Below are 18,199 nucleotides of genomic sequence, written 5' to 3' on the forward strand. Positions count from 1 at the left end.
CTGATGGGCTCGATCCCCACGGTCGAGACGGATGCGGACCGACTGCAGCAGATCCCGGGATCCATGCCGCGGCTGGACGCGATCCCCCCCGGCTGCGCCTTCAACCCGCGCTGCGGCGCCGCCATCAGATCCGGCCGGTCGCGCCGGCAGCGGTCAAAGGCGGCGCCGCAGCGCGGGTTGAAGGCGCAGCCGGGGGGGATCGCGTCCAGCCGCGGCATGGATCCCGGGATCTGCTGCAGTCGGTCCGCATCCGTCTCGACCGTGGGGATCGAGCCCATCAGCCCCACCGTGTACGGGTGGTGCGGCTGCCGGATCACGGTGCGCACCGGCCCGATCTCGGCGATCCGCCCGGCATACATCACCGCCACCCGGTCGGCGGTCTCGGCGATCACGCCCATGTCGTGGGTGATCAGCATCACCGCCGTGCCGCGCTCCCGGCACAGCCGCTTCAGCACCGCGATCACCTGGGCCTGGACCGAGACGTCCAGCGCCGTGGTCGGCTCGTCGGCGATCACCAACTCCGGCTCCGCCGCCAAAGCGAGCGCGATGACCACGCGCTGGCGCATGCCGCCGGAGAACTCATGCGGATAGCTGTCGATCCGCGCCGCCGCGGCCGGGATGCCGACCTCCTCCAAGAGCGCGATGGCCTTGCGCCGCGCCGCGTCGCGGCCGAGCGGCAGATGGGTGGTGATGGTCTCGGTCAGCTGCCGGCCGACGGTGTAGAGCGGGTTGAGGCTGGTCAGCGGGTCCTGGAAGATCATGCCGATGCGCCGGCCGCGGATCCGCCGCATCGCCTCGGGCCGCAGGTTGTCGATGCGCTCGCCCTTGAGCCGGATCTCGCCGCCGGCGATGCGGCCGGGCGGGTCGATCAGCCCGATCACGGCGGTGCCGGTGATCGACTTGCCGGCGCCGGATTCGCCGACCACGCCCAGCACCTCGCCCGGCGCGATGTCGAAGGACACGCCGTCGATCGCGGTCAGCAGGCCGCGGCGGGTGCGGAACTGGACCTTGAGGTCGCGGACGCTGAGGGTTGTCGTCGTTTCAGTCTCTGGCATGCCCCTCACCGCAGCTTCGGGTTGAGGGCGTCGCGCAGCCAGTCGCCCAGCAGGTTGACCGACAGCGCCAGCACCGCCAGGGCGACGCCGGGGAAGATCGTGATCCACCACTCGCCGGAGAACAGGAAGCGGTTGCCGATGTTGATCAGCGTGCCCAGCGAGGGCGAGGTCGACGGCACCCCGACGCCGAGGAAGGACAGGGTCGCCTCGGTGATGATCGCCAGCGCCAGGTTGATGGTGGCGATCACCAGCACCGGCCCGGTCACGTTCGGCAGCACGTGGCGGAACATAATGGTCCAGTCCGACAGGCCGATCAGCCGGGCGGCCTGGACGTATTCCTTCTTCGATTCGACCAAAGTGGAGCCGCGCACGGTGCGGGCGTACTGCACCCAGTAGGACAGGCCGATGGCGACGACGATGACGCCGATCTGCAGGTCGGTGCCGCCGCCCTTGCCGACCAGCGCCAGGGCGATGCCGTTGATCAGCAGCGCGATCAGGATCGCCGGGAAGGTCAGCTGGACGTCGGCGACGCGCATGATCACCGCCCCGACCCAGCCGCCGCGATAGCCGGCGACGAGGCCGAGGGTGACGCCGATCAGCATCGCCAGGGCCACGCCGGCGAAGCCGACGAAGAGCGAGATCCGCGTGCCGTACAGGATGGCCGAGAACAGGTCGCGCCCCTGGTCGTCGGTGCCGAGCAGGAATTGCGGGTCGCCCTGCGCCTCGAAGGCCGGCGGGATCAGCGAGTTCATCAGGTCGAGATTGGCGGGGTCGAACGGATCCTGCGGCGCGATCAGCGGCGCCAGCACCGCCCCCGCGAGCATCAGGAGGGTGACCAGCAGGGCCGCGATGGCGATCGGCGAGCGGCGGAAGCGCCAGGCGAGGTCGCTGTCGAGCAGGCGTCGCATCGGCTCACGCCCCCACGCGGATGCGCGGGTCGACCGCGGCATAGAGCACGTCGACCACCAGGTTGATGGTGACGAAGATGAAAGAGCTGAGCAGCAGGTAGGCGGCCATGATCGGGATGTCGACATTGGCCACCGCCTGGATGAACAAGAGGCCCATGCCCGGCCACTGGAACACCTGCTCGGTGATGATGGCGAAGGCGATGATCGAGCCGAGCTGAAGGCCGGTGATGGTGATGACCGGGATCAGCGTGTTCTTCAGCGCGTGGCCGAAATGGATCGCCCGGTCGGTCAGGCCGCGGGCGCGGGCGAAGCGGATGAAATCGGTGCGCATCACCTCCAGCATCTCGCCGCGCACCAGCCGCATGATCAGGGTCATCTGGAACAGCCCGAGCGTGATCGCCGGCAAGATCAGCGAGCGCAGGCCGGACAGGGTCAGGAACCCGGTGCTCCACCAGCCCAGCCGCACCACGTCGCCGCGGCCGAAGGAGGGCAGCCAGCCGAGCTCGACCGAGAAGATGAAGATCAAGAGGATGCCGATCAGGAAGGTCGGCAGCGACACCCCGACCAGCGAGCCGCCGAGGAACAGCCGGGACAGCCAGCGCTGCGGGTAGAGGCCGGTGAACACGCCCATCGGCATGCCGATCAGCAGCGCCAGCAGGGCCGAGGTCAGCGACAGCTCCAGCGTCGCCGGCGCGCGCTCGCCGATCAGGTCCGAGACCGGCTGCTTGAACTGGTAGGAGTTGCCGAAGTCGAACCGCGCGGCATGGCCGACATAGCGGACGAACTGCACCACCACCGGGTCGTTCAGCCCCAAGCTCTCGCGCAGCGCCTCGCGCTCCGCCTCCGTGGTCTCCTGCCCGACCATCTGGTTGATCGGGTCGCCGACGAAGCGGAACATGGTGAAGGCGAGGAGCGCCACCACCAGCATCACCAGGATCGCCTGCGCCACGCGCGTCAGGATGAAGGCCAGCATCGCACCCCGCTGTGGTTGCTGCCGATGAAAAGGGCGGGCGGCGACCCGAAGGGCGCCGCCCGGCGGGTGGTCAGTTCTTCTTGATCCAGTCGAAGATCAGCCAGTTGTCCGGCCGCTGGACCACGGTGAACTTCTTCGACACGCCCCAGGACAGCGCCTGCTGGTGCAGCGGCAGGTAGCCGACATCCTGGTTCAGCAGGATGTCGTAGGCCTGGGCGATCAGCCCGTCGCGCTTGGCCTTGTCGCCCTCGACCGAGAAGGCGTCGACCAGGGCGTCGACCTTCGGGTTGCAGTAGCCGCCATCGTTCGAGACCGAGACGCCCGGCGCCCGGCAGCGCACCAGATTGTTGAAGACGCTGAGCGAATCATAGCCGTCCGGGGTCCAGCCCAGCAGGTAGAAGCTGGTGCTGTGGCCGCCGGCCTCGCCGATCTGGGTGAAGTGCTTGGCGCGCGGCTGGGCGTTCAGCGTCACCTTGACCCCGACCCGGGCCAGCATCGACACCACCGCCTGGCAGATCGCCTCGTCATTGACGTAGCGGTCGTTCGGGCAGTCGAGCGTGACCTCGAATCCGTCCGGATACCCCGCCTCGGCCAGCAGCTTCTTCGACGCCTCGGGGTCATAGGGATGGCGCTTGAACTCGCCGGCCCGGTCGAACAGCGCCGGCGAGATCATCAGCGCCGACGGCGTCGCCTGGCCGCGCATGATGCGCTGGGTGATCGCGTCCTCATTGATCGCCTGGTACAGCGCCAGCCGCACCTTCTGGTCCTTGAACGGGTTCTTGCCCTTGATGTTGGAGTAGAGGAGCTCGTCGCGGGCCTGGTCCAGGCCGAGGAAAATGGTGCGCAGCTCCGGCGCGGTCAGCAGCGCGGTGTCGGCGTTGCCAGAGACGCGGTCCTGGTCCTGCACCGGCACGGGATCGACCCAGTCGACCTGGCCGGACAGCAGCGCGGCGACGCGGGTGGCGGAGGAGGCGATCGGCGTGAACTCGATCCGGTCGATGTTGCCCTCGGGCTTGCCCCACCAGTTCGGGTTGCGCACGAACACCGTCTTCACCCCGATCTCATGGCTCTCGACCATGTAGGGGCCGGTGCCGTTGGCGTGCAGCACGGCGTAGCCGGGGTTCTTGTCGGCGGTGGAGGACGGCGCCACCGCGTTGTTCGCCTCCGACCACTTCTTGTCAAAGATCGGCCAGGAATCCCAGGTCGCGTTCAAGAGCGGGTTGGGCTTGGTCAGGATGAAGTCGACCGTGACGTCGTCGACCTTCGCCGCCTTCATGTCCGACGGCACCCGGCCCTTGATGTCCGAGCCCGGGGCGCGCAGCCGGTCGAGCGAGTACAGCACGTCGTCGGCGGTGAACGGGTCGCCATTGGCGAACTTCACGCCAGGGCGCAGATGGACGCGCCATTTCAGCCCGTCATCCGTCACCTCCCAGCCGGTGGCCAGGGCCGGGATGATCTTCATCTCCTTGTCGCGCCGGGTGAGCCCCTCATAGACGTTGCTCATCGTCGCGGTGGTGAAGGTCTCGTTGTACTGGTAGCTGTCGAGCGTGTTCAGGTTGCCCTGGAAGGCGAAGCGGAAGGTGTTCTCCGCCCGCGCCGCCGCCGCGGTCGCCAGGAGGGCAGCCCCCACCAGCAATCCCGTCGCTGCCCATCGCAAAGGCGCGGGCACGGCCTGGGCCCGGGATCTGCCTCGCTGTCTCACATCCGCCATCGGTGCCTCGTCTGGATCTTGGTTGCAGGAAACCGGTCGGCTTGCGCCATCCGGCCAGGTCCATGGGGTTCGAGGGCGCGGCCGGGCGCGGCCACGATGTGCTGCTCCCGCCCGACGCGGTTTGATTGCCTCCCCGTGGGGATGATTGCCCGACTTTTGCTCCGGGTCGAGGCTGTTGCTATGCTGCGATGCGGCATCGCCGCCGCCTGTTTGCTGGGCAGTTGCCCCCGTCATCGCCGATTCCGGTCGCGCGACAGCATCGGATTCCAATCCTCATCCCCTCTTCCCGCACCGGAGAAGCAACCGCCGTGCCATCGGCGTGCCGTCCGGCGGATCGGCCGCAGCGCCCGAGCGGAAAAGGGGGTCGCGTGCCGGGCCGTTTCATGGCTGAATCCGGCCGGTGCGAGCGTGGGAGCGCGATTCAAGACTGGGGAGAAGCGGATCCGCTTCCCTCCGCGCGGATCGCGCTCTAGGGTACGCCGCTTCTGTCCTGGAGAACCGCGCGGTGCGCTATATCAGCACCCGGGGGCAAGCCCCCGCCCTTGCTTTCGATGACGTGCTTCTGGCCGGCCTGGCCCGCGACGGCGGGCTGTACCTGCCCGAGACCTGGCCCACCCGGTCGGCCGATGAATGGCGGCGCCTGCGCGGCCTGCCCTATGCCGAGCTGGCGACCGAGGTGATGCTGCCCTTCGTCGAAGGGTCGCTGACCCGGGCGGAGCTGGCGGCGCTGGCCGCCGAGACCTATGCCGCCTTCGACCACCCCGCCGTGGCGCCGCTGGTCCAGATCGACCACGAGCTGTGGCTGCTGGAGCTGTTCCACGGCCCGACCATCGCCTTCAAGGACTACGCCCTGCAGCTGCTGGGCCGCCTGTTCGACCATGTGCTGACCAAGCGCGGCGAGCGGGTGATGATCGTCGGCGCCACCTCGGGCGATACTGGCTCCGCCGCGATCGAGGCCTGCCGCGACCGCGCCGCCATCGACATCGTCATCCTGCATCCCGAGGGCCGCACCTCCGAGGTGCAGCGCCGGCAGATGACGACGGTCAAGGCGGCCAATGTCCGCAACGTCGCGCTGAAGGGCAGCTTCGACGACTGCCAGGACCTGGTGAAGGCGATGTTTGCCGACGCCCCGTTCCGCGACGAGATGCACCTGTCGGCGGTGAACTCGATCAACTGGGCCCGGATCATGGCCCAGATCGTCTACTACGCCGCGGCATCCCTGGCGCTGGGCGCGCCCGACCGGCCGATGACCTTCGCCGTGCCGACCGGCAATTTCGGCAACGTCTTCGCCGCCTATGCCGCGCGCAAGATGGGCCTGCCGATCGCGAAGCTGGTGGTCGGGTCGAACCGCAACGACATCCTCGACCGCTTCTTCAAGTCGGGCGAGATGAAGATGGACGGGGTGGTGCCAACGCTGAGCCCGTCGATGGACATCCAGATCTCGTCGAACTTCGAGCGGCTGCTGTTCGAGCTGTGCGGCCGCGACGCCGACCGGCTGAGCGCGCTGATGGCGGAGTTCCGCGGCACCGGCCGGTTCAGCGTGACCCCGGCGATGCACCGGGCGGCGACCGAGCTGTTCGCCAGCCACAAGCTGGACGACGAGGCCACGCTCGCGGTGATCGCCGAGACCCGCGCCGCGACCGGCCAGACCATCGACCCGCACACTGCCTGCGGCCTGGCCGCGGCCCGCGCCCATCCGGCCGGCCCCGGCATCCCGATGGTGGTGGCCGCCACCGCCCATCCCGCCAAGTTCCCGGACGCGGTCGAGCGCGCCACCGGCTGGCGCCCGCCGCTGCCGCCGCACATGGCCGACCTGTTCGACCGCGAGGAGCGGCTGACCGTGCTGCCGAACGAGATCGGCGCGGTCGAAGCCTTCGTCCGCGAAGCCCGCACCAATGGAGGGCCGGCCTGATGCCGACCCGCGAGAGCACCCTGTCGAACGGCCTGCGCGTCGTCACCGACCCGATCGAGACCGTGGAGAGCGCCTGCGTCGGCCTGTGGGTCGGTGCCGGCACCCGGCACGAGACCGCCGAGGTCAACGGCGTCGCCCATCTGCTGGAGCACATGGCCTTCAAGGGCACACGCCGGCGCAGCGCCCAGGACATCGCCCAGGAGATCGAGGCGGTGGGCGGCCACCTGAACGCCTACACCAGCCGCGAGAACACGGCCTATTACGCACGCATACTGAAGGAGGATGCGCCGCTGGCGCTCGATATCCTCGGCGACATCCTGCAGAACTCGGTGTTCGACGAGACCGAGCTGGGGCGCGAGCGCGCCGTGGTGCTGCAGGAGATCGGCCAGGCGATCGACACGCCGGACGACATCATCTTCGACCAGTTCCAGGAAGCGGCCTATCCGGACCAGCCGATCGGCTGGCCGGTGCTGGGCACGGCCGACATCGTCGGGTCGATGCCGCGCGAGGCGATCGCCGGCTATATCGGCCGCAACTACGGCGCCGACACCATGGTGCTGGTCGCCTCCGGCAAGATCGACCACGACCGGCTGACGGAGCAGGCCGAGCGGCTGTTCAGCGGCCTGCCGGCCAAGGCCGAGGCGCGCACCGCCCCCGCCACCTATCGCGGCGGCGAGCACCGCGAGGAGCGGGACCTGGAGCAGTTGCACCTGGTGCTGGGCTTCCCAGGCCTGTCCTATGACGATCCGGACTTCTACGCCGGCTCGGTGCTGTCGACCCTGCTGGGCGGCGGCATGTCCTCGCGCCTGTTCCAGGAGATCCGCGAGAAGCGCGGCCTGGTCTACTCGATCTACTCCTTCACCAGCGCCTATCAGGATGGCGGGCTGTTCGGCATCTATGCCGGCACCGGCGAAAGCGAGGCGCGCGAGCTGGTGCCGGTGCTGTGCGGCGAGATCGGCCGGGTGATCGGCGACGCGGCGGAGGACGAGACCGCCCGCGCCCGGGCGCAGATCAAGGCCGGCCTGCTGATGAGCCTGGAATCGACCATGGCGCGGGCCGAGCAGCTGGGCCAGCAGATGCTGATCTTCGGCCGCCCGGTGCCGCCGGAGGAGGTGGTGGCGAAGATCGACGCGGTCGATGCCGCCGCTGTGCGCCGGGTTGCCGAGCGCGTGTTCCGCACCGCCCCCACCCTGGCGGCGCTCGGGCCGGTCGGCCAGCTCGAGGGCTACGACGCCATCCGCGCCCGCATCGGCTGACGGCGTTGAGCGGGGCGGCGGTGATCGGCTTTTTCCGAACGGGTCTCGGCACCCTTCCGCCGGTCCGCATCGAGGGCCGGCGGACCTTTCTGCGCCCGCCGCGGCTGCGCGACTGGCGGCCCTGGGTGGCGCTGCGCGGCGAGAGCCGCGACTTCCTGACGCCGTGGGAGCCGACCTGGCCCGAGGACGCGCTGAGCCGCGCCGCCTATCTGCGCCGGCTGCGCCGCCAGATCTACGAATGGCGGCAGGACGAGGGCTACGGCTTCCTGATCTTCGAGCGCGACAGCCGGCAGCTGATCGGCGGCATCGGCTTCTCCAACGTCCGGCGCGGCGTGGCCCAGTCGGCCTCGATCGGCTACTGGATCGGCGAGCGCTTCGCCCGGAAGGGCCTGATGACCGACGCGACCGCGGCGGCGGTGGCCTTCGGCTTCAACCAGCTTGGCCTGCACCGAATCGAGGCGGCCTGCCTGCCGCACAACGAGGCCAGCCAGAGGCTGCTGCTGCGCCTCGGATTCACCCATGAAGGCCATGCCCGCGCCTATCTCAAGATCGACGGAGACTGGCGGGATCACTTGCTGTTCGGGCTGGTCGACACCGAGTTCCACGGCGGGCCGTGACCATGCGGCTTGATGCCGTTCTTCTGCGCGCCTAGGGTCAGGCAAAATTTACGGCGGAACGCGGCACGTGGCATTGGACTGGGACACCCTCTCGCGCACCCTGCGCCCCGAGAACAGCCCCGGCTTCCTGCTGTGGCAGGTCGCCAATCAGTGGCAGCGGCTGCAGCGTTCGACGCTGGAGCCCCTGGGCCTGACCCATGTGCAGTTCGTCCTGCTGGCCGGCCTGGCCTGGCTGAGCCGCAAGGAGAACGACGTCACCCAGGCCCGGCTGGCCGCCTTCTGCAAGACCGACGCGATGATGACCAGCCAGGTGGTGCGGTCGCTGGAAGCCGGCGGCTTCATCGCCCGGGCGCCGCATCCGACCGACAGCCGCGCCCGGCAGCTGCGGGTCACCGCCAAGGGGGCGGAGGTGCTGAACGCCGCCATGCCGCGGGTGCGCGAGGCCGACGCCCAGTTCTTCGGCGCGCTGCAGGAGAGCCAGGGCTTCGTCGAGCAGCTGCGCCGCCTCTGGGCCAGCGGCGCCAAGCGCGAGCCTTAATTCAGGAGCCAGGCCGGGATCAGGAAGACCAGCGGCACGAACAGCGCGATCCGCATCCGCGGCAGCTGCACCCCGTGCCGCCACAGCAGCGCCAGCTGCGCGTGCAGCGCCAGGAACAGCGTGCAGGCGAAGACCAGCGCCGCGATCGCCAGGGTCAGCAGGCCCACCGCATGCAGCGCCGCCAGGACGACCAGCATCAGTGCCGCGCAGGCCAGCAGCCACATCGTCGCCTGGCGCGAGATCAGCGCGCGGTTGATCTGCATCTCGACCTGGGCCAGCGACACCCACCAGATCGTCTGCATGCAGACGATGGGCAGCACCCGCGACATCTCGGGGAAGTAGGCGGTCCAGCCCGGCAGCAGCCTGTCGCCGAACAGCTCGAAGCCCGCGAGGATCGCCGCGGCGCCCACCATGGTGATCGCCAGCAGCTTCAGGTAGTAGCGGTCGAACCAGTCGGCCGAGGCCTCGTACAGCTTCTTGAAATAGGCGGTGGTGATAAGCTGGTGGACCAGGAAGATCGCCGCCGAGACGCGGAGGCAGACGGAGTAGACCGAGACCGCCTCGACCGAGAGGAAGAAGCCGACCAGGAGGCGCGAGCTGCTGACGATGGCGAAATAGACCAGCGAGTTCACCATCATGAAGAAGCCCATCTTGCGGGCGTCGACATGGGCGGTGAGGAAGCGGGGCCGGATGGTGCGCGCCAGGCCGGCCAGGGCGAAGACGGTGAGGCCGGCCGCCACAATGCCGCAGCCGATGATGATCGCCCGGAGCGGCACATGCCCCAGGGCGAGGAAGATCAGCCCGCCGACGATCAGGAAGGCGTAGAGCGACAGGTTGTCGGCGACCAGGATGCCGAAGCGGCGCCCCATCGAGCGGTAGTAGACACTGGACGCAAGCTGCGCCCCGCCGCCGGCGACGGCGATCCCGGCGAAGACGTAGAGCAGCGGGCCGGAAAGGGAATACACGACCGCGGCGAAGCCCAGGCCGAGCAGGCCGATCGAGGCGGTGACGAAGAACAGCAGGTCGAGGACGTGGTCCTCCTTGCGGATCAGGACCAGCTGCGGGATCGCGCCCGGAATGCCGAGGCTGAGGATCTGCGCCCCGACCACGCCGACGCTGAGGCCGAGCTCGGCCGTGCCGTAGTCCTGGATGCTCATGACCTGCGACAGCAGCAGCGGCCCGAAGAAAGCCGAGCCCTTGCCGAGGGCGAAAGCCAGCAGGAACAGCGCCGCCCGCCCGCCGACCGCCCTGGCCCGGGCGAGATTCATGGTGAACGCCACAGCAGATCCCGTAAGGAGCGGCTCATTCCAATTCCAAAACCGTCATCGCGAGGCGCGCAGCGCCGTGGCGATCCAGAGGCCGGCGCCGCTGGATGGCCACGCCCCTTCGGGGCTCGCCATGACGATACGGCCACAGGTTGCAAAAGCACTGTGGAGCTCAAGCCCGGAGGTAGACGCGGTTGATGTATGGGTCGAGCGCCAGGCCCTGGGCCACCCGGCCGGCCTCGACCATCGGGCGCAGCGGGCCGTACAGGATCGGGCCCTGGGCATACATCACCTGGAAGATCAGCCGCGCGGATGTCCGGGCCGGCTGGCCGCGATGCAGGCCGAAGGTGTTCTCCAGGAAGCTGGTGCCGGCGGGCCCCTCGAACCGGACGAAGCGCTCGGCCCCGAAGGCGTCCTCGACCTCGGCGTCGGAATAGCGCCGGATCGGCATCAGCCGGTCCTCGCGGTGCGAGCCGCGGACATAGATGTGCGGCCCGGCCCCGGCATCGACATCGGTGAGATAGACGAACAGCTTGAGGAACCGCCAGTCGTCATAGTCGCGGTGGAACAGCTCGGCATGCTGCCCCTCCTCGTCCCCGGCGATCGACCACCAGGCGGCCATGTAGCTGATCGTCGGCTTGCAGCCGAGGGCGGCCTGCGCCGCCTCCAGCACCGCCGGGTCGTTGGCGATGGCGAGGGCATGCGGCGCGTTCAGCACCACATCCGGCCGGAAATGGGCGATATGCGTGCCCTTCGGCGCCTGCTCCGGCGCCTGGAAGGTGCCGTGCTCCGGCTTGTAGGGGTTGAAGGAGGGATGGCCGGCGAAGTGGCGCCGCATGTCCGCCACCCGCTCCGGCGTCATCAGCCAGGGCGTCATGGCGAAGCCGTCCGATGCGAGGGCCGAGGCGGCGCCCGTGGCCTCGGGCGAGCCGGAGACCGGCCCGCGCCCGACCCGGCCGGCGATCCGGTCCGCCACCCAATCCCGCCAGGCGACGCGTCGGAACCGGCGCTGCAGCAGGAACCGGGTCATCAGCCCGGCCTTGGTCGCATGTTCGGAAAGGGCTGCCATCAAAATCTCCCCGCGCCGAGCGCTGTCGACGACGGCCCGGGACGCGGCGAGTCCGCCCGTCCCGGGCCATCAGCGGTCAAATTCCGCTGCGAGTCCTATACCGGGGGTCTCGGCGCGCACCAAGAATCATTTTCATCTCGGCGCGTGCCGGCCCGCCGGTGCCGGTCACTCCGCCGCGCGGTAGATCTGGCTGCCGCCGTCGCGGAACCGCGCCGCCATCTCCTCCATCCCTGCCTCGGCCGAGGCTCGGATCTCCTGCGTGATCTTCATCGAGCAGAATTTCGGGCCGCACATCGAGCAGAAATGCGCCGTCTTGGCGCCTTCCGCCGGCAGCGTCTCGTCGTGATAGGCCAGCGCCGTGTCGGGGTCGAGCGACAGGTGGAACTGGTCGCGCCAGCGGAACTCGAAGCGGGCGCGGGACAAAGCGTCGTCGCGGGCCTGCGCCGCCGGATGGCCCTTGGCCAGGTCGGCCGCGTGGGCCGCGATCTTGTAGGTGACGACGCCGGTCTTGACGTCGTCGCGGTCCGGCAGCCCGAGATGCTCCTTCGGCGTGACGTAGCAGAGCATGGCGGTGCCGAACCAGCCGATCATCGCGGCACCGATGCCGGAGGTGATGTGGTCATAGCCCGGCGCGATGTCTGTGGTGAGGGGCCCGAGCGTGTAGAAGGGCGCCTCGCCGCAGACTTCCAGCTGCTTGTCCATATTGGCCTTGATCTTGTGCATCGGCACGTGGCCGGGGCCTTCGATCATGACCTGGACATCGTGCTCCCAGGCGATCCTGGTCAGCTCGCCCAGCGTCTCCAGCTCGGCGAACTGGGCCGCGTCATTGGCGTCGGCGATCGACCCGGGCCGCAGCCCGTCGCCCAGCGAGAACGCGACGTCATAGGCCCGCATGATCGCGCAGATCTCGCGGAAATGGGTGTAGAGGAAGCTCTCGCGGTGATGCGCCAGGCACCACTTGGCCATGATCGAGCCGCCGCGGCTGACGATGCCGGTGACCCGCTTTGCCGTCAGCGGGATGTAGGGCAGCCGCACCCCGGCATGGATGGTGAAGTAGTCCACCCCCTGCTCCGCCTGCTCGATCAGCGTGTCGCGGAAGATCTCCCAGGTCAGGTCCTCGGCCACGCCGCCGACCTTCTCCAGCGCCTGGTAGATCGGCACGGTGCCGATCGGCACCGGCGAGTTGCGCAGGATCCACTCCCGGGTGGTGTGGATGTTGCGGCCGGTCGACAGGTCCATCACCGTGTCGCCGCCCCAGCGGATCGCCCACACCATCTTCTCGACCTCCTCCGCGATCGAGGAGGTGACGGCCGAGTTGCCGATATTGGCGTTGATCTTGACCAGGAAGTTGCGGCCGATCGCCATCGGCTCGGATTCCGGGTGGTTGATGTTGGACGGGATGATCGCCCGGCCGCGGGCCACCTCGTCGCGGACGAATTCCGGGGTCACGTAATCCGGGATCGCGGCGCCGAAGCTCTCGCCGTCGCGCGCCGCCTGCTCCCGCGCCTGCTCGCGGCCGAGATTCTCGCGGATGGCGACATACTCCATCTCCGGCGTGACGATGCCGGCCCGGGCATAGGCCATCTGGGTCACCGCGATGCCACCGCGGGCCCGCAGCGCCCGCCGGTCGCCGCGCGGGAACTCGAACAGGTTCGCCGCCTCGCCGGGGCGGCGGCCGTCATCCTCCGGCCGCACGGCGCGGCCGTCATAGGCCTCGACATCGCCGCGGGCGGCGATCCAGCCGGCGCGCAGCGGCGGCAGGCCGGCACCGATGTCGATCAGCGCCGCCGGGTCGGTGTAGGGGCCGGAGGCGTCATAGACCCGGAGCGGCGGCTCGCCGGATTCCGGTGACAGCACGATCTCGCGCATGGCGACGCGCAGGTCGGCATGGCGCTCGCCCGGCACATGGACCTTGCGCGACGCCGGCAGCGGGCCGGTGGTGACGGTTGTGGGGATGACGTCCTTGGGCATCCACGGCCTCCTCGATCGGACGGATTGAGGGCGTGCCAAGGACGGAAAGCTGGAAAGAGAGCGGCTGAGCGCGCATGTGGTTCCATTCCCTACGCCGGCACGACCCGGATCAGGTTCGAAGGGTTCCCACGTCGCGAATGGTGTGGTGTCTCAGCTCCCTACCGGAGCTCCCCTCGGAACGCCCCGATCAGACCGCGCCTTGGGACGGGATGTCAAGCGGGGCAGTACGCCGCTCGTAGTCCGCATGTCATGATCGACGCAGGGTGATGCGGGGAGATCTCGGATGCGGATGGGTGTGAAGAGCGGTCCGGTGGGTGCGTTCCTTGCCGCGCTGGTCGTGTTGCCTGCCTGGGCCGGGCCTTCCTATCAAAGCCCGGAGGTCAGCTGCCCGCCGCAGGATGATGGTGCCAAGGTCCAGCGCTTCGACTCGCTAGAGGCTATGCCCGAGCCGATCTGGCGCAGCATCGCGGCGGCCCTCGACCCGGAGGTGCCGACGGACCGTCTGCGTATAGAGTTGCCGGATATCATCGCGCCGCGTGATGCCAAATGGCAGGTCACCGATTCCGTCGAACCCGGAAAGCCGCTGGCCTGGCGCCGCTTCATCCGCGGCTTCTCGGTGGAGACCCGGCCCCACCCGGGCCTGTCTCCACGAAAGGTCTGGTACGTCTGGCTCGAGCATGGCGGCATGGCCTACACGCTCTCGGTCTCGATCTTCAAGGAGGGCCGGACCATCAAGCCCGTCGCTCTCTTCCGGGGACATGAAGACACGCTGTGCTCTCTTCAGGCCACGTTCCAGGACCTTCCGTTTGAGGTCTACAAGCTCTGACGCTCCGACCTGGTCGCAACGCCCTGGTATCGGAGGCGATGACAGCCGCCTCGCCTCGATCTTGACCAGAATCCTAAAAATATCTACATTGCAACCAATTGGGGTGGTTTTCTGACTTATCGGTTGAGGGCGACGGATGCTGCGGCGTGCCTGGGTGCTGTCGATCGCGCTGGCCCTGGCCGCCTGTGGCGGCGGGCGCGAGATCGTGCGCAATCCGGCCGGCAGCGGCGTCGCCCGCTACGTCACCGCCAACGCGCCGGAGGAGTGCGTGCCCTATGCCCGCTCCGTCTCCGGCATCCAGATCAAGGGCGATGCCTGGACCTGGTGGGACCAGGCCGACGGGGTCTATGGCAAGGGCAGCACGCCGCGTTCCGGCGCCGTGCTGGTGCTGGGCCAGTCGGACCGGCTGAGTGCCGGCCATGTCTCGGTTGTGGTGGCGGTGCGCAACTCGCGCGAAATCACCGTGTCGCACACCAACTGGGGCAATGACGGACCGACCCGGCGGCGGATCTACCGCGAGCAGTCGGTGGTCGACGTCTCAAGCGACAATGACTGGACCGCGGTCAGGTTCTGGAACCCCGACACCAACGCCTATGGCGGCGTCTACGAGGCCGACGGCTTCATCTATCCGACCAACGCCTGAGACCCATCGGGACCCTCTCGACGCCGAGGCAGCGCTTCGGCTATAAGCCCGCGCGCGACTGCGGCACGGCCGCGGCGCAGTGGACGCCAGACCATGACCCTCCCCCTTCCCATCCCGGATCCACGGGCGCGCCGGCGCCTGGAGATCGGCCTTGCCCTGCTCGCGGACGGCCAGCCGGCCGAGGCCGCCGACGCCATCCGCGCCGCCATCGAGATCGACCCGGGGGAGGTCGAGATCCATTACGCCCTGGGCCAGGCGCTGGAGGCGGCGGGCGGCGACGCCGCGGCGGCGTATCGCGCGGCGCTGGAGCTGGATCCCGACGACCGGATGGGCGCCGCGGTGCGGCTGGCGCTGATCGGCGCCGCGCCGGTGCCGCCGCAGCTGCCGGAGGCGCATGTCCGCACCCTGTTCGACCAGTACGCCCCGCGCTTCGACACGGCGCTGGTTCAGGCCCTGCGCTATCGCGGGCCGGAGCTGCTGCGCCAGGCCGTCGACCGGGCGGTGCCGCAAGGCAGCCTCGACATCCTCGACCTCGGCTGCGGCACCGGCCTGGCCGGCATCGCCTTCGCCGACCGGCACCGACGGCTGGACGGCATAGACCTGTCGCCGGGCATGATCCTGCAGGCCATGGCGCGGCGGCTGTATGACCGGCTGGAGCCGGGCGAGATCGTCGCCTCCCTGGCGGAGTGGCCGGAGCGCTACGACCTGGCCCTGGCGGCCGATGTCGCGGTCTATATTGGCGACCTGGCGCCGCTGTTCGCCGCGACGCGGCGGGTGCTGCGGCCCGGCGGGCTGTTCGCCCTGACGCTGGAGGCGCAGGACGGCGCCGACGGCACCGGCTGGCGCCTGGGCGACCATCACCGCTACCAGCATTCCGCCGCCTATCTGCGCGACGCCGCGGCCACGGCCGGTTTCGTCGTCGTCGACCTCGAATCCGCCTGGACCCGGACCGAGAACAAGATGCCGCTGCCCGGCTGGGTGGCGGTGCTGCGGGCGGCATGAACTATCGCCACGCCTTCCATGCCGGCAACCAGGCCGACGTCCTGAAGCATGTGGTGCTGGTGGCGCTGCTGGAGGCGTTGCGCGGCAAGGACAAGCCCTTCGCCGTGCTGGACCTGCATGCCGGCATCGGCCGCTACACCCTGGCCGCCGAGGCGTCCAAGACCGGCGAATATGTCGACGGCATCGCCCGGATCGAGCGCGAGACCGGGGCCGAGGCCCTCGCCCCGGCCGCGGTGGCGCGCTATCTCGAGCTGGTGCGCGCCTTCAACCCGTCCGGCCGGCTGGAGATCTATCCCGGGTCGCCGCGGCTGATCCGGGCGCTGATGCGGCCGGAGGACCGGCTGACCCTGGTCGAGCTGCATCCCGAGGACAACGCCAGGCTGCGCGCCGAATTCGCCGGCGACGAGCAGGTGGCGATCCACCACCGTGATTCCTGGGAGGCGCTGCGCGGCCTGCTGCCGCCGCAGCCGCGCCGCGGCCTGCTGCTGCTGGACCCGTCCTTCGAGCAGCCGGACGAGCTGGCGCGGCTGGCCCGCGGCGTCGCCACCGTCCATCGCCGCTGGCCGGAGGGCGTGATCGCCGCCTGGTACCCGATCAAGGACCGGCCGCCGGTCGACGCCATGCTGGCGGCGCTGCCGCCCCTGCCCCGCGCCTGGACGGCGGAGCTGACCGTGTTCGACACGCTGTTCCCGGCCCGGCTCAACGGCAGCGGCCTGGTGCTGGCGAACCTGCCCTGGGGCGTCGAGGAGGCGCTGCGCGAGGCCCTGGCCTGGCTGCAGCCCCGCCTGGCCCGCCAGGGCGGCGCCTGGCGGCTGGAGCCGCTGCCGGGGTGACCTCCCCGATCCATGCCGATTTCGCCGCGGAGACTTCCCCTTTCGCGGGATAGGAATCGCCTGTCGACAGGTTCACAGTCCTGAGGAGACCAATCCGGAGACGGGCCATGTCGACAGCAGACCGATCCCCCGAGCGCGGCGCCCCGGCGTCTTCCGGCGACGGGGGCTCCGTCGTCGGCAAGACCTTCCTGATCGCGCTGTCGGCCGCCATGGGCGGCTTCCTGTTCGGCTATGACACCTCGGTGATCAACGGCGCCGTGGCCGCGATCCGCGAATGGTCCGGGGCCGGCGACGTGCTGCTCGGCTTCTCCGTGGCCAGCGCCCTGCTCGGCTCCGCCGTCGGCGCCTGGTTCGCCGGGCCGGTGGCGGACAGATACGGCCGAATCGCGGTGATGCAGCTCGCCGCCGTGATCTTCCTGATCGGCTCCGTCGGCTCCGGCCTGGCCTGGGACATCTGGGCGCTGACCGTGCTGCGCTTCGTCGGCGGCGTGGCGGTGGGCGCCGCCAGCGTCATCGCCCCGGCCTATATCGCCGAGGTGTCGCCGGCCCATATCCGCGGGCGCCTGGGCTCGCTGCAGCAGCTGGCCATCGTCATCGGCATCTTCGTCGCCCTGCTGTGCGACTACACGCTGGCCGCCGCGGCCGGCGGCGCCGGCAACACGCTGTGGCTGGGGCTGGAGGCCTGGCGCTGGATGTTCATCTCGATGGCGGTGCCGTCGGTGATCTACGGCGTGCTGGCCGGCATCATCCCGGAATCGCCGCGCTACCTGGTCAGCAAGAAGCGCATCGCCGAGGCGGTGGAGGTGCTGCGGCGCTTCGTCGGCAACCGGCCGCCACCGCGGATCAAGATCGCCGAGATCGAGAGCAGCATCGACCAGGAGAAGCGGCAGTCGCTGGCCGACCTGGCCGGTTCCAGCCTCGGCCTGCTGCCGATCGTCTGGACCGGCATCCTGCTGTCGGTGTTCCAGCAGTTCGTCGGCATCAACGTGATCTTCTACTACTCCTCGGTGCTGTGGCAGGCGGTCGGGTTCACCGAGGCGGACTCGCTGATCATCACGGTCGCCACCTCGGTCACCAACATCCTGGTCACGCTGGTGGCCATCGCCCTGATCGACAAGGTCGGGCGCAAGCCGCTGCTGCTGGTGGGGTCGGCCGGCATGACCCTGACCCTGGGCACCATGGCCTATATCTTCGGCACCGCCCCGACCGAGATGGTGAACGGCGCCATGACCCCGGTGCTGGGCGGCACGGCCGGCGTGATCGCGGTTGCCGCCGCCAACCTCTATGTCGTGTTCTTCGGGGTCAGCTGGGGGCCGGTGGTCTGGGTGCTGCTGGGCGAGATGTTCAGCAACCGCATCCGGGCCTATGCCCTGGCCGTCGCCGCGGCGGCGCAATGGGTGGCCAATTTCGTGGTGTCGGAGACCTTCCCGTCCCTGGCCTCGGCCGGCCTCGGCCTCGCCTACGGCATCTATGCGGTGATGGCGCTGCTGTCCCTGCTGTTCGTCGCCCGCGCGGTGCGGGAAACCCGGGGGCGCGAGCTGGAGGAGATGGAGTAGCCCGGCGGCGGGGCGGCGCGGAACGAGGCGGGGGGAACCGCGGGCGGCCCCGCCCCGTTCCCTG

General features: G+C 69.6%; 15 protein-coding genes, 2 pseudogenes and 1 riboswitch. Of the genes and pseudogenes, 10 read left to right on the forward strand and 7 right to left on the reverse strand.

Annotated features, from left to right (window positions below; genetic code table 11):
* Positions 1–3: 3 nt before the first annotated feature.
* Positions 4–66: pseudogene (locus BWR60_RS38425) on the forward strand (hypothetical protein); the annotation flags it as partial.
* Between the two features lie 110 nt (positions 67–176).
* Here BWR60_RS38425 and BWR60_RS31330 read toward each other — a convergent pair.
* The 4 genes and pseudogenes from BWR60_RS31330 to BWR60_RS31345 form a co-directional block, all read right to left on the reverse strand.
* A pseudogene (locus BWR60_RS31330) lies at positions 177–1,055 on the reverse strand (ABC transporter ATP-binding protein); the annotation flags it as partial.
* Positions 1,056–1,060: 5 nt separating this feature from the next.
* Complete coding sequence (locus tag BWR60_RS31335) at positions 1,061–1,963, reverse strand: ABC transporter permease (protein ID WP_230983240.1); 903 nt, start codon at positions 1,961–1,963, stop codon at positions 1,061–1,063.
* Between the two features lie 4 nt (positions 1,964–1,967).
* A complete protein-coding gene (locus tag BWR60_RS31340; RefSeq protein WP_088156447.1) occupies positions 1,968–2,936 on the reverse strand; it encodes an ABC transporter permease in 969 nt (322 codons plus the stop codon).
* A 70-nt stretch (positions 2,937–3,006) separates the two neighbouring features.
* Positions 3,007–4,566, reverse strand: a complete 1,560-nt coding sequence (locus BWR60_RS31345) for an ABC transporter substrate-binding protein (protein WP_218823763.1) — start codon at positions 4,564–4,566, stop codon at positions 3,007–3,009.
* A gap of 586 nt (positions 4,567–5,152) precedes the next feature.
* Between BWR60_RS31345 and thrC the strand changes: the two genes are divergently transcribed.
* The 4 genes from thrC (at position 5,153) to BWR60_RS31365 (ending at position 8,970) form a co-directional block, all read left to right on the forward strand.
* The gene (gene thrC, locus BWR60_RS31350; RefSeq protein ID WP_088156451.1) at positions 5,153–6,559 is read left to right on the forward strand and encodes a threonine synthase; all 1,407 of its coding nucleotides are present in this window, start codon (positions 5,153–5,155) and stop codon (positions 6,557–6,559) included.
* Positions 6,559–7,815 carry a M16 family metallopeptidase gene (locus BWR60_RS31355; protein WP_088156453.1) on the forward strand — a complete coding sequence of 419 codons (1,257 nt, stop codon included), beginning with the start codon at positions 6,559–6,561 and terminating at the stop codon, positions 7,813–7,815. The genes thrC and BWR60_RS31355 overlap by 1 nt, the downstream gene beginning before the upstream one ends.
* Before the next feature lie 20 nt (positions 7,816–7,835).
* Complete coding sequence (locus tag BWR60_RS31360) at positions 7,836–8,432, forward strand: GNAT family N-acetyltransferase (protein ID WP_088156455.1); 597 nt, start codon at positions 7,836–7,838, stop codon at positions 8,430–8,432.
* 67 nt (positions 8,433–8,499) lie between these two features.
* A complete protein-coding gene (locus BWR60_RS31365) occupies positions 8,500–8,970 on the forward strand; it encodes a MarR family winged helix-turn-helix transcriptional regulator (protein WP_081991322.1) in 471 nt (156 codons plus the stop codon).
* On the opposite strand, the gene BWR60_RS31370 is transcribed toward BWR60_RS31365, so the two are convergent.
* From BWR60_RS31370 to thiC, 3 genes are all read right to left on the reverse strand, one after another.
* Entirely contained in the window at positions 8,967–10,250 is a 1,284-nt protein-coding gene (locus tag BWR60_RS31370; protein WP_088156457.1) for a lipopolysaccharide biosynthesis protein, read from the reverse strand. The genes BWR60_RS31365 and BWR60_RS31370 overlap by 4 nt on opposite strands.
* A 157-nt stretch (positions 10,251–10,407) precedes the next feature.
* Positions 10,408–11,304 carry a phytanoyl-CoA dioxygenase family protein gene (locus BWR60_RS31375; protein WP_088156459.1) on the reverse strand — a complete coding sequence of 299 codons (897 nt, stop codon included), beginning with the start codon at positions 11,302–11,304 and terminating at the stop codon, positions 10,408–10,410.
* A gap of 165 nt (positions 11,305–11,469) precedes the next feature.
* Complete coding sequence (gene thiC / locus BWR60_RS31380; protein ID WP_088156461.1) at positions 11,470–13,275, reverse strand: phosphomethylpyrimidine synthase ThiC; 1,806 nt, start codon at positions 13,273–13,275, stop codon at positions 11,470–11,472.
* Between the two features lie 68 nt (positions 13,276–13,343).
* Positions 13,344–13,459, reverse strand: a riboswitch (TPP riboswitch).
* A 99-nt stretch (positions 13,460–13,558) separates the two neighbouring features.
* Here thiC and BWR60_RS31385 point away from each other — a divergent pair.
* The 5 genes from BWR60_RS31385 (at position 13,559) to BWR60_RS31405 (ending at position 18,135) form a co-directional block, all read left to right on the forward strand.
* A complete protein-coding gene (locus tag BWR60_RS31385) occupies positions 13,559–14,101 on the forward strand; it encodes a hypothetical protein (protein ID WP_088156463.1) in 543 nt (180 codons plus the stop codon).
* A gap of 136 nt (positions 14,102–14,237) precedes the next feature.
* Positions 14,238–14,744 (forward strand): CHAP domain-containing protein, encoded by a 507-nt coding sequence (locus tag BWR60_RS31390; RefSeq protein WP_088156465.1) that lies wholly within the window; start codon positions 14,238–14,240, stop codon positions 14,742–14,744.
* A gap of 93 nt (positions 14,745–14,837) precedes the next feature.
* A complete protein-coding gene (locus tag BWR60_RS31395; RefSeq protein ID WP_088156467.1) occupies positions 14,838–15,746 on the forward strand; it encodes a class I SAM-dependent DNA methyltransferase in 909 nt (302 codons plus the stop codon).
* On the forward strand, positions 15,743–16,579 hold the full coding sequence (locus tag BWR60_RS31400; RefSeq protein ID WP_088156469.1) for a 23S rRNA (adenine(2030)-N(6))-methyltransferase RlmJ: 837 nt from the start codon (positions 15,743–15,745) through the stop codon (positions 16,577–16,579). Before BWR60_RS31395 ends, BWR60_RS31400 begins: the two co-directional genes overlap by 4 nt.
* Positions 16,580–16,686: 107 nt before the next feature.
* The gene (locus tag BWR60_RS31405) at positions 16,687–18,135 is read left to right on the forward strand and encodes a sugar porter family MFS transporter (RefSeq protein ID WP_088156471.1); all 1,449 of its coding nucleotides are present in this window, start codon (positions 16,687–16,689) and stop codon (positions 18,133–18,135) included.
* Positions 18,136–18,199: the final 64 nt, after the last annotated feature.

It is taken from the genome of Inquilinus limosus, assembly GCF_002195995.1.
In the GTDB taxonomy this organism is placed as follows: domain Bacteria; phylum Pseudomonadota; class Alphaproteobacteria; order DSM-16000; family Inquilinaceae; genus Inquilinus; species Inquilinus limosus_C.

Coding starts and splice junctions, on each gene's coding strand:
- BWR60_RS31395 (WP_088156467.1), top strand. CDS start 14,838: ATGACCCTCCCCCTTCCCATCCCGGATCCACGGGCGCGCCGGCGCCTG.
- BWR60_RS31375 (WP_088156459.1), bottom strand. CDS start 11,304: ATGGCAGCCCTTTCCGAACATGCGACCAAGGCCGGGCTGATGACCCGG.
- BWR60_RS31355 (WP_088156453.1), top strand. CDS start 6,559: ATGCCGACCCGCGAGAGCACCCTGTCGAACGGCCTGCGCGTCGTCACC.
- BWR60_RS31390 (WP_088156465.1), top strand. CDS start 14,238: ATGCTGCGGCGTGCCTGGGTGCTGTCGATCGCGCTGGCCCTGGCCGCC.
- thiC (WP_088156461.1), bottom strand. CDS start 13,275: ATGCCCAAGGACGTCATCCCCACAACCGTCACCACCGGCCCGCTGCCG.
- BWR60_RS31335 (WP_230983240.1), bottom strand. CDS start 1,963: ATGCGACGCCTGCTCGACAGCGACCTCGCCTGGCGCTTCCGCCGCTCG.
- BWR60_RS31405 (WP_088156471.1), top strand. CDS start 16,687: ATGTCGACAGCAGACCGATCCCCCGAGCGCGGCGCCCCGGCGTCTTCC.
- BWR60_RS31340 (WP_088156447.1), bottom strand. CDS start 2,936: ATGCTGGCCTTCATCCTGACGCGCGTGGCGCAGGCGATCCTGGTGATG.
- BWR60_RS31400 (WP_088156469.1), top strand. CDS start 15,743: ATGAACTATCGCCACGCCTTCCATGCCGGCAACCAGGCCGACGTCCTG.
- BWR60_RS31385 (WP_088156463.1), top strand. CDS start 13,559: ATGCGGATGGGTGTGAAGAGCGGTCCGGTGGGTGCGTTCCTTGCCGCG.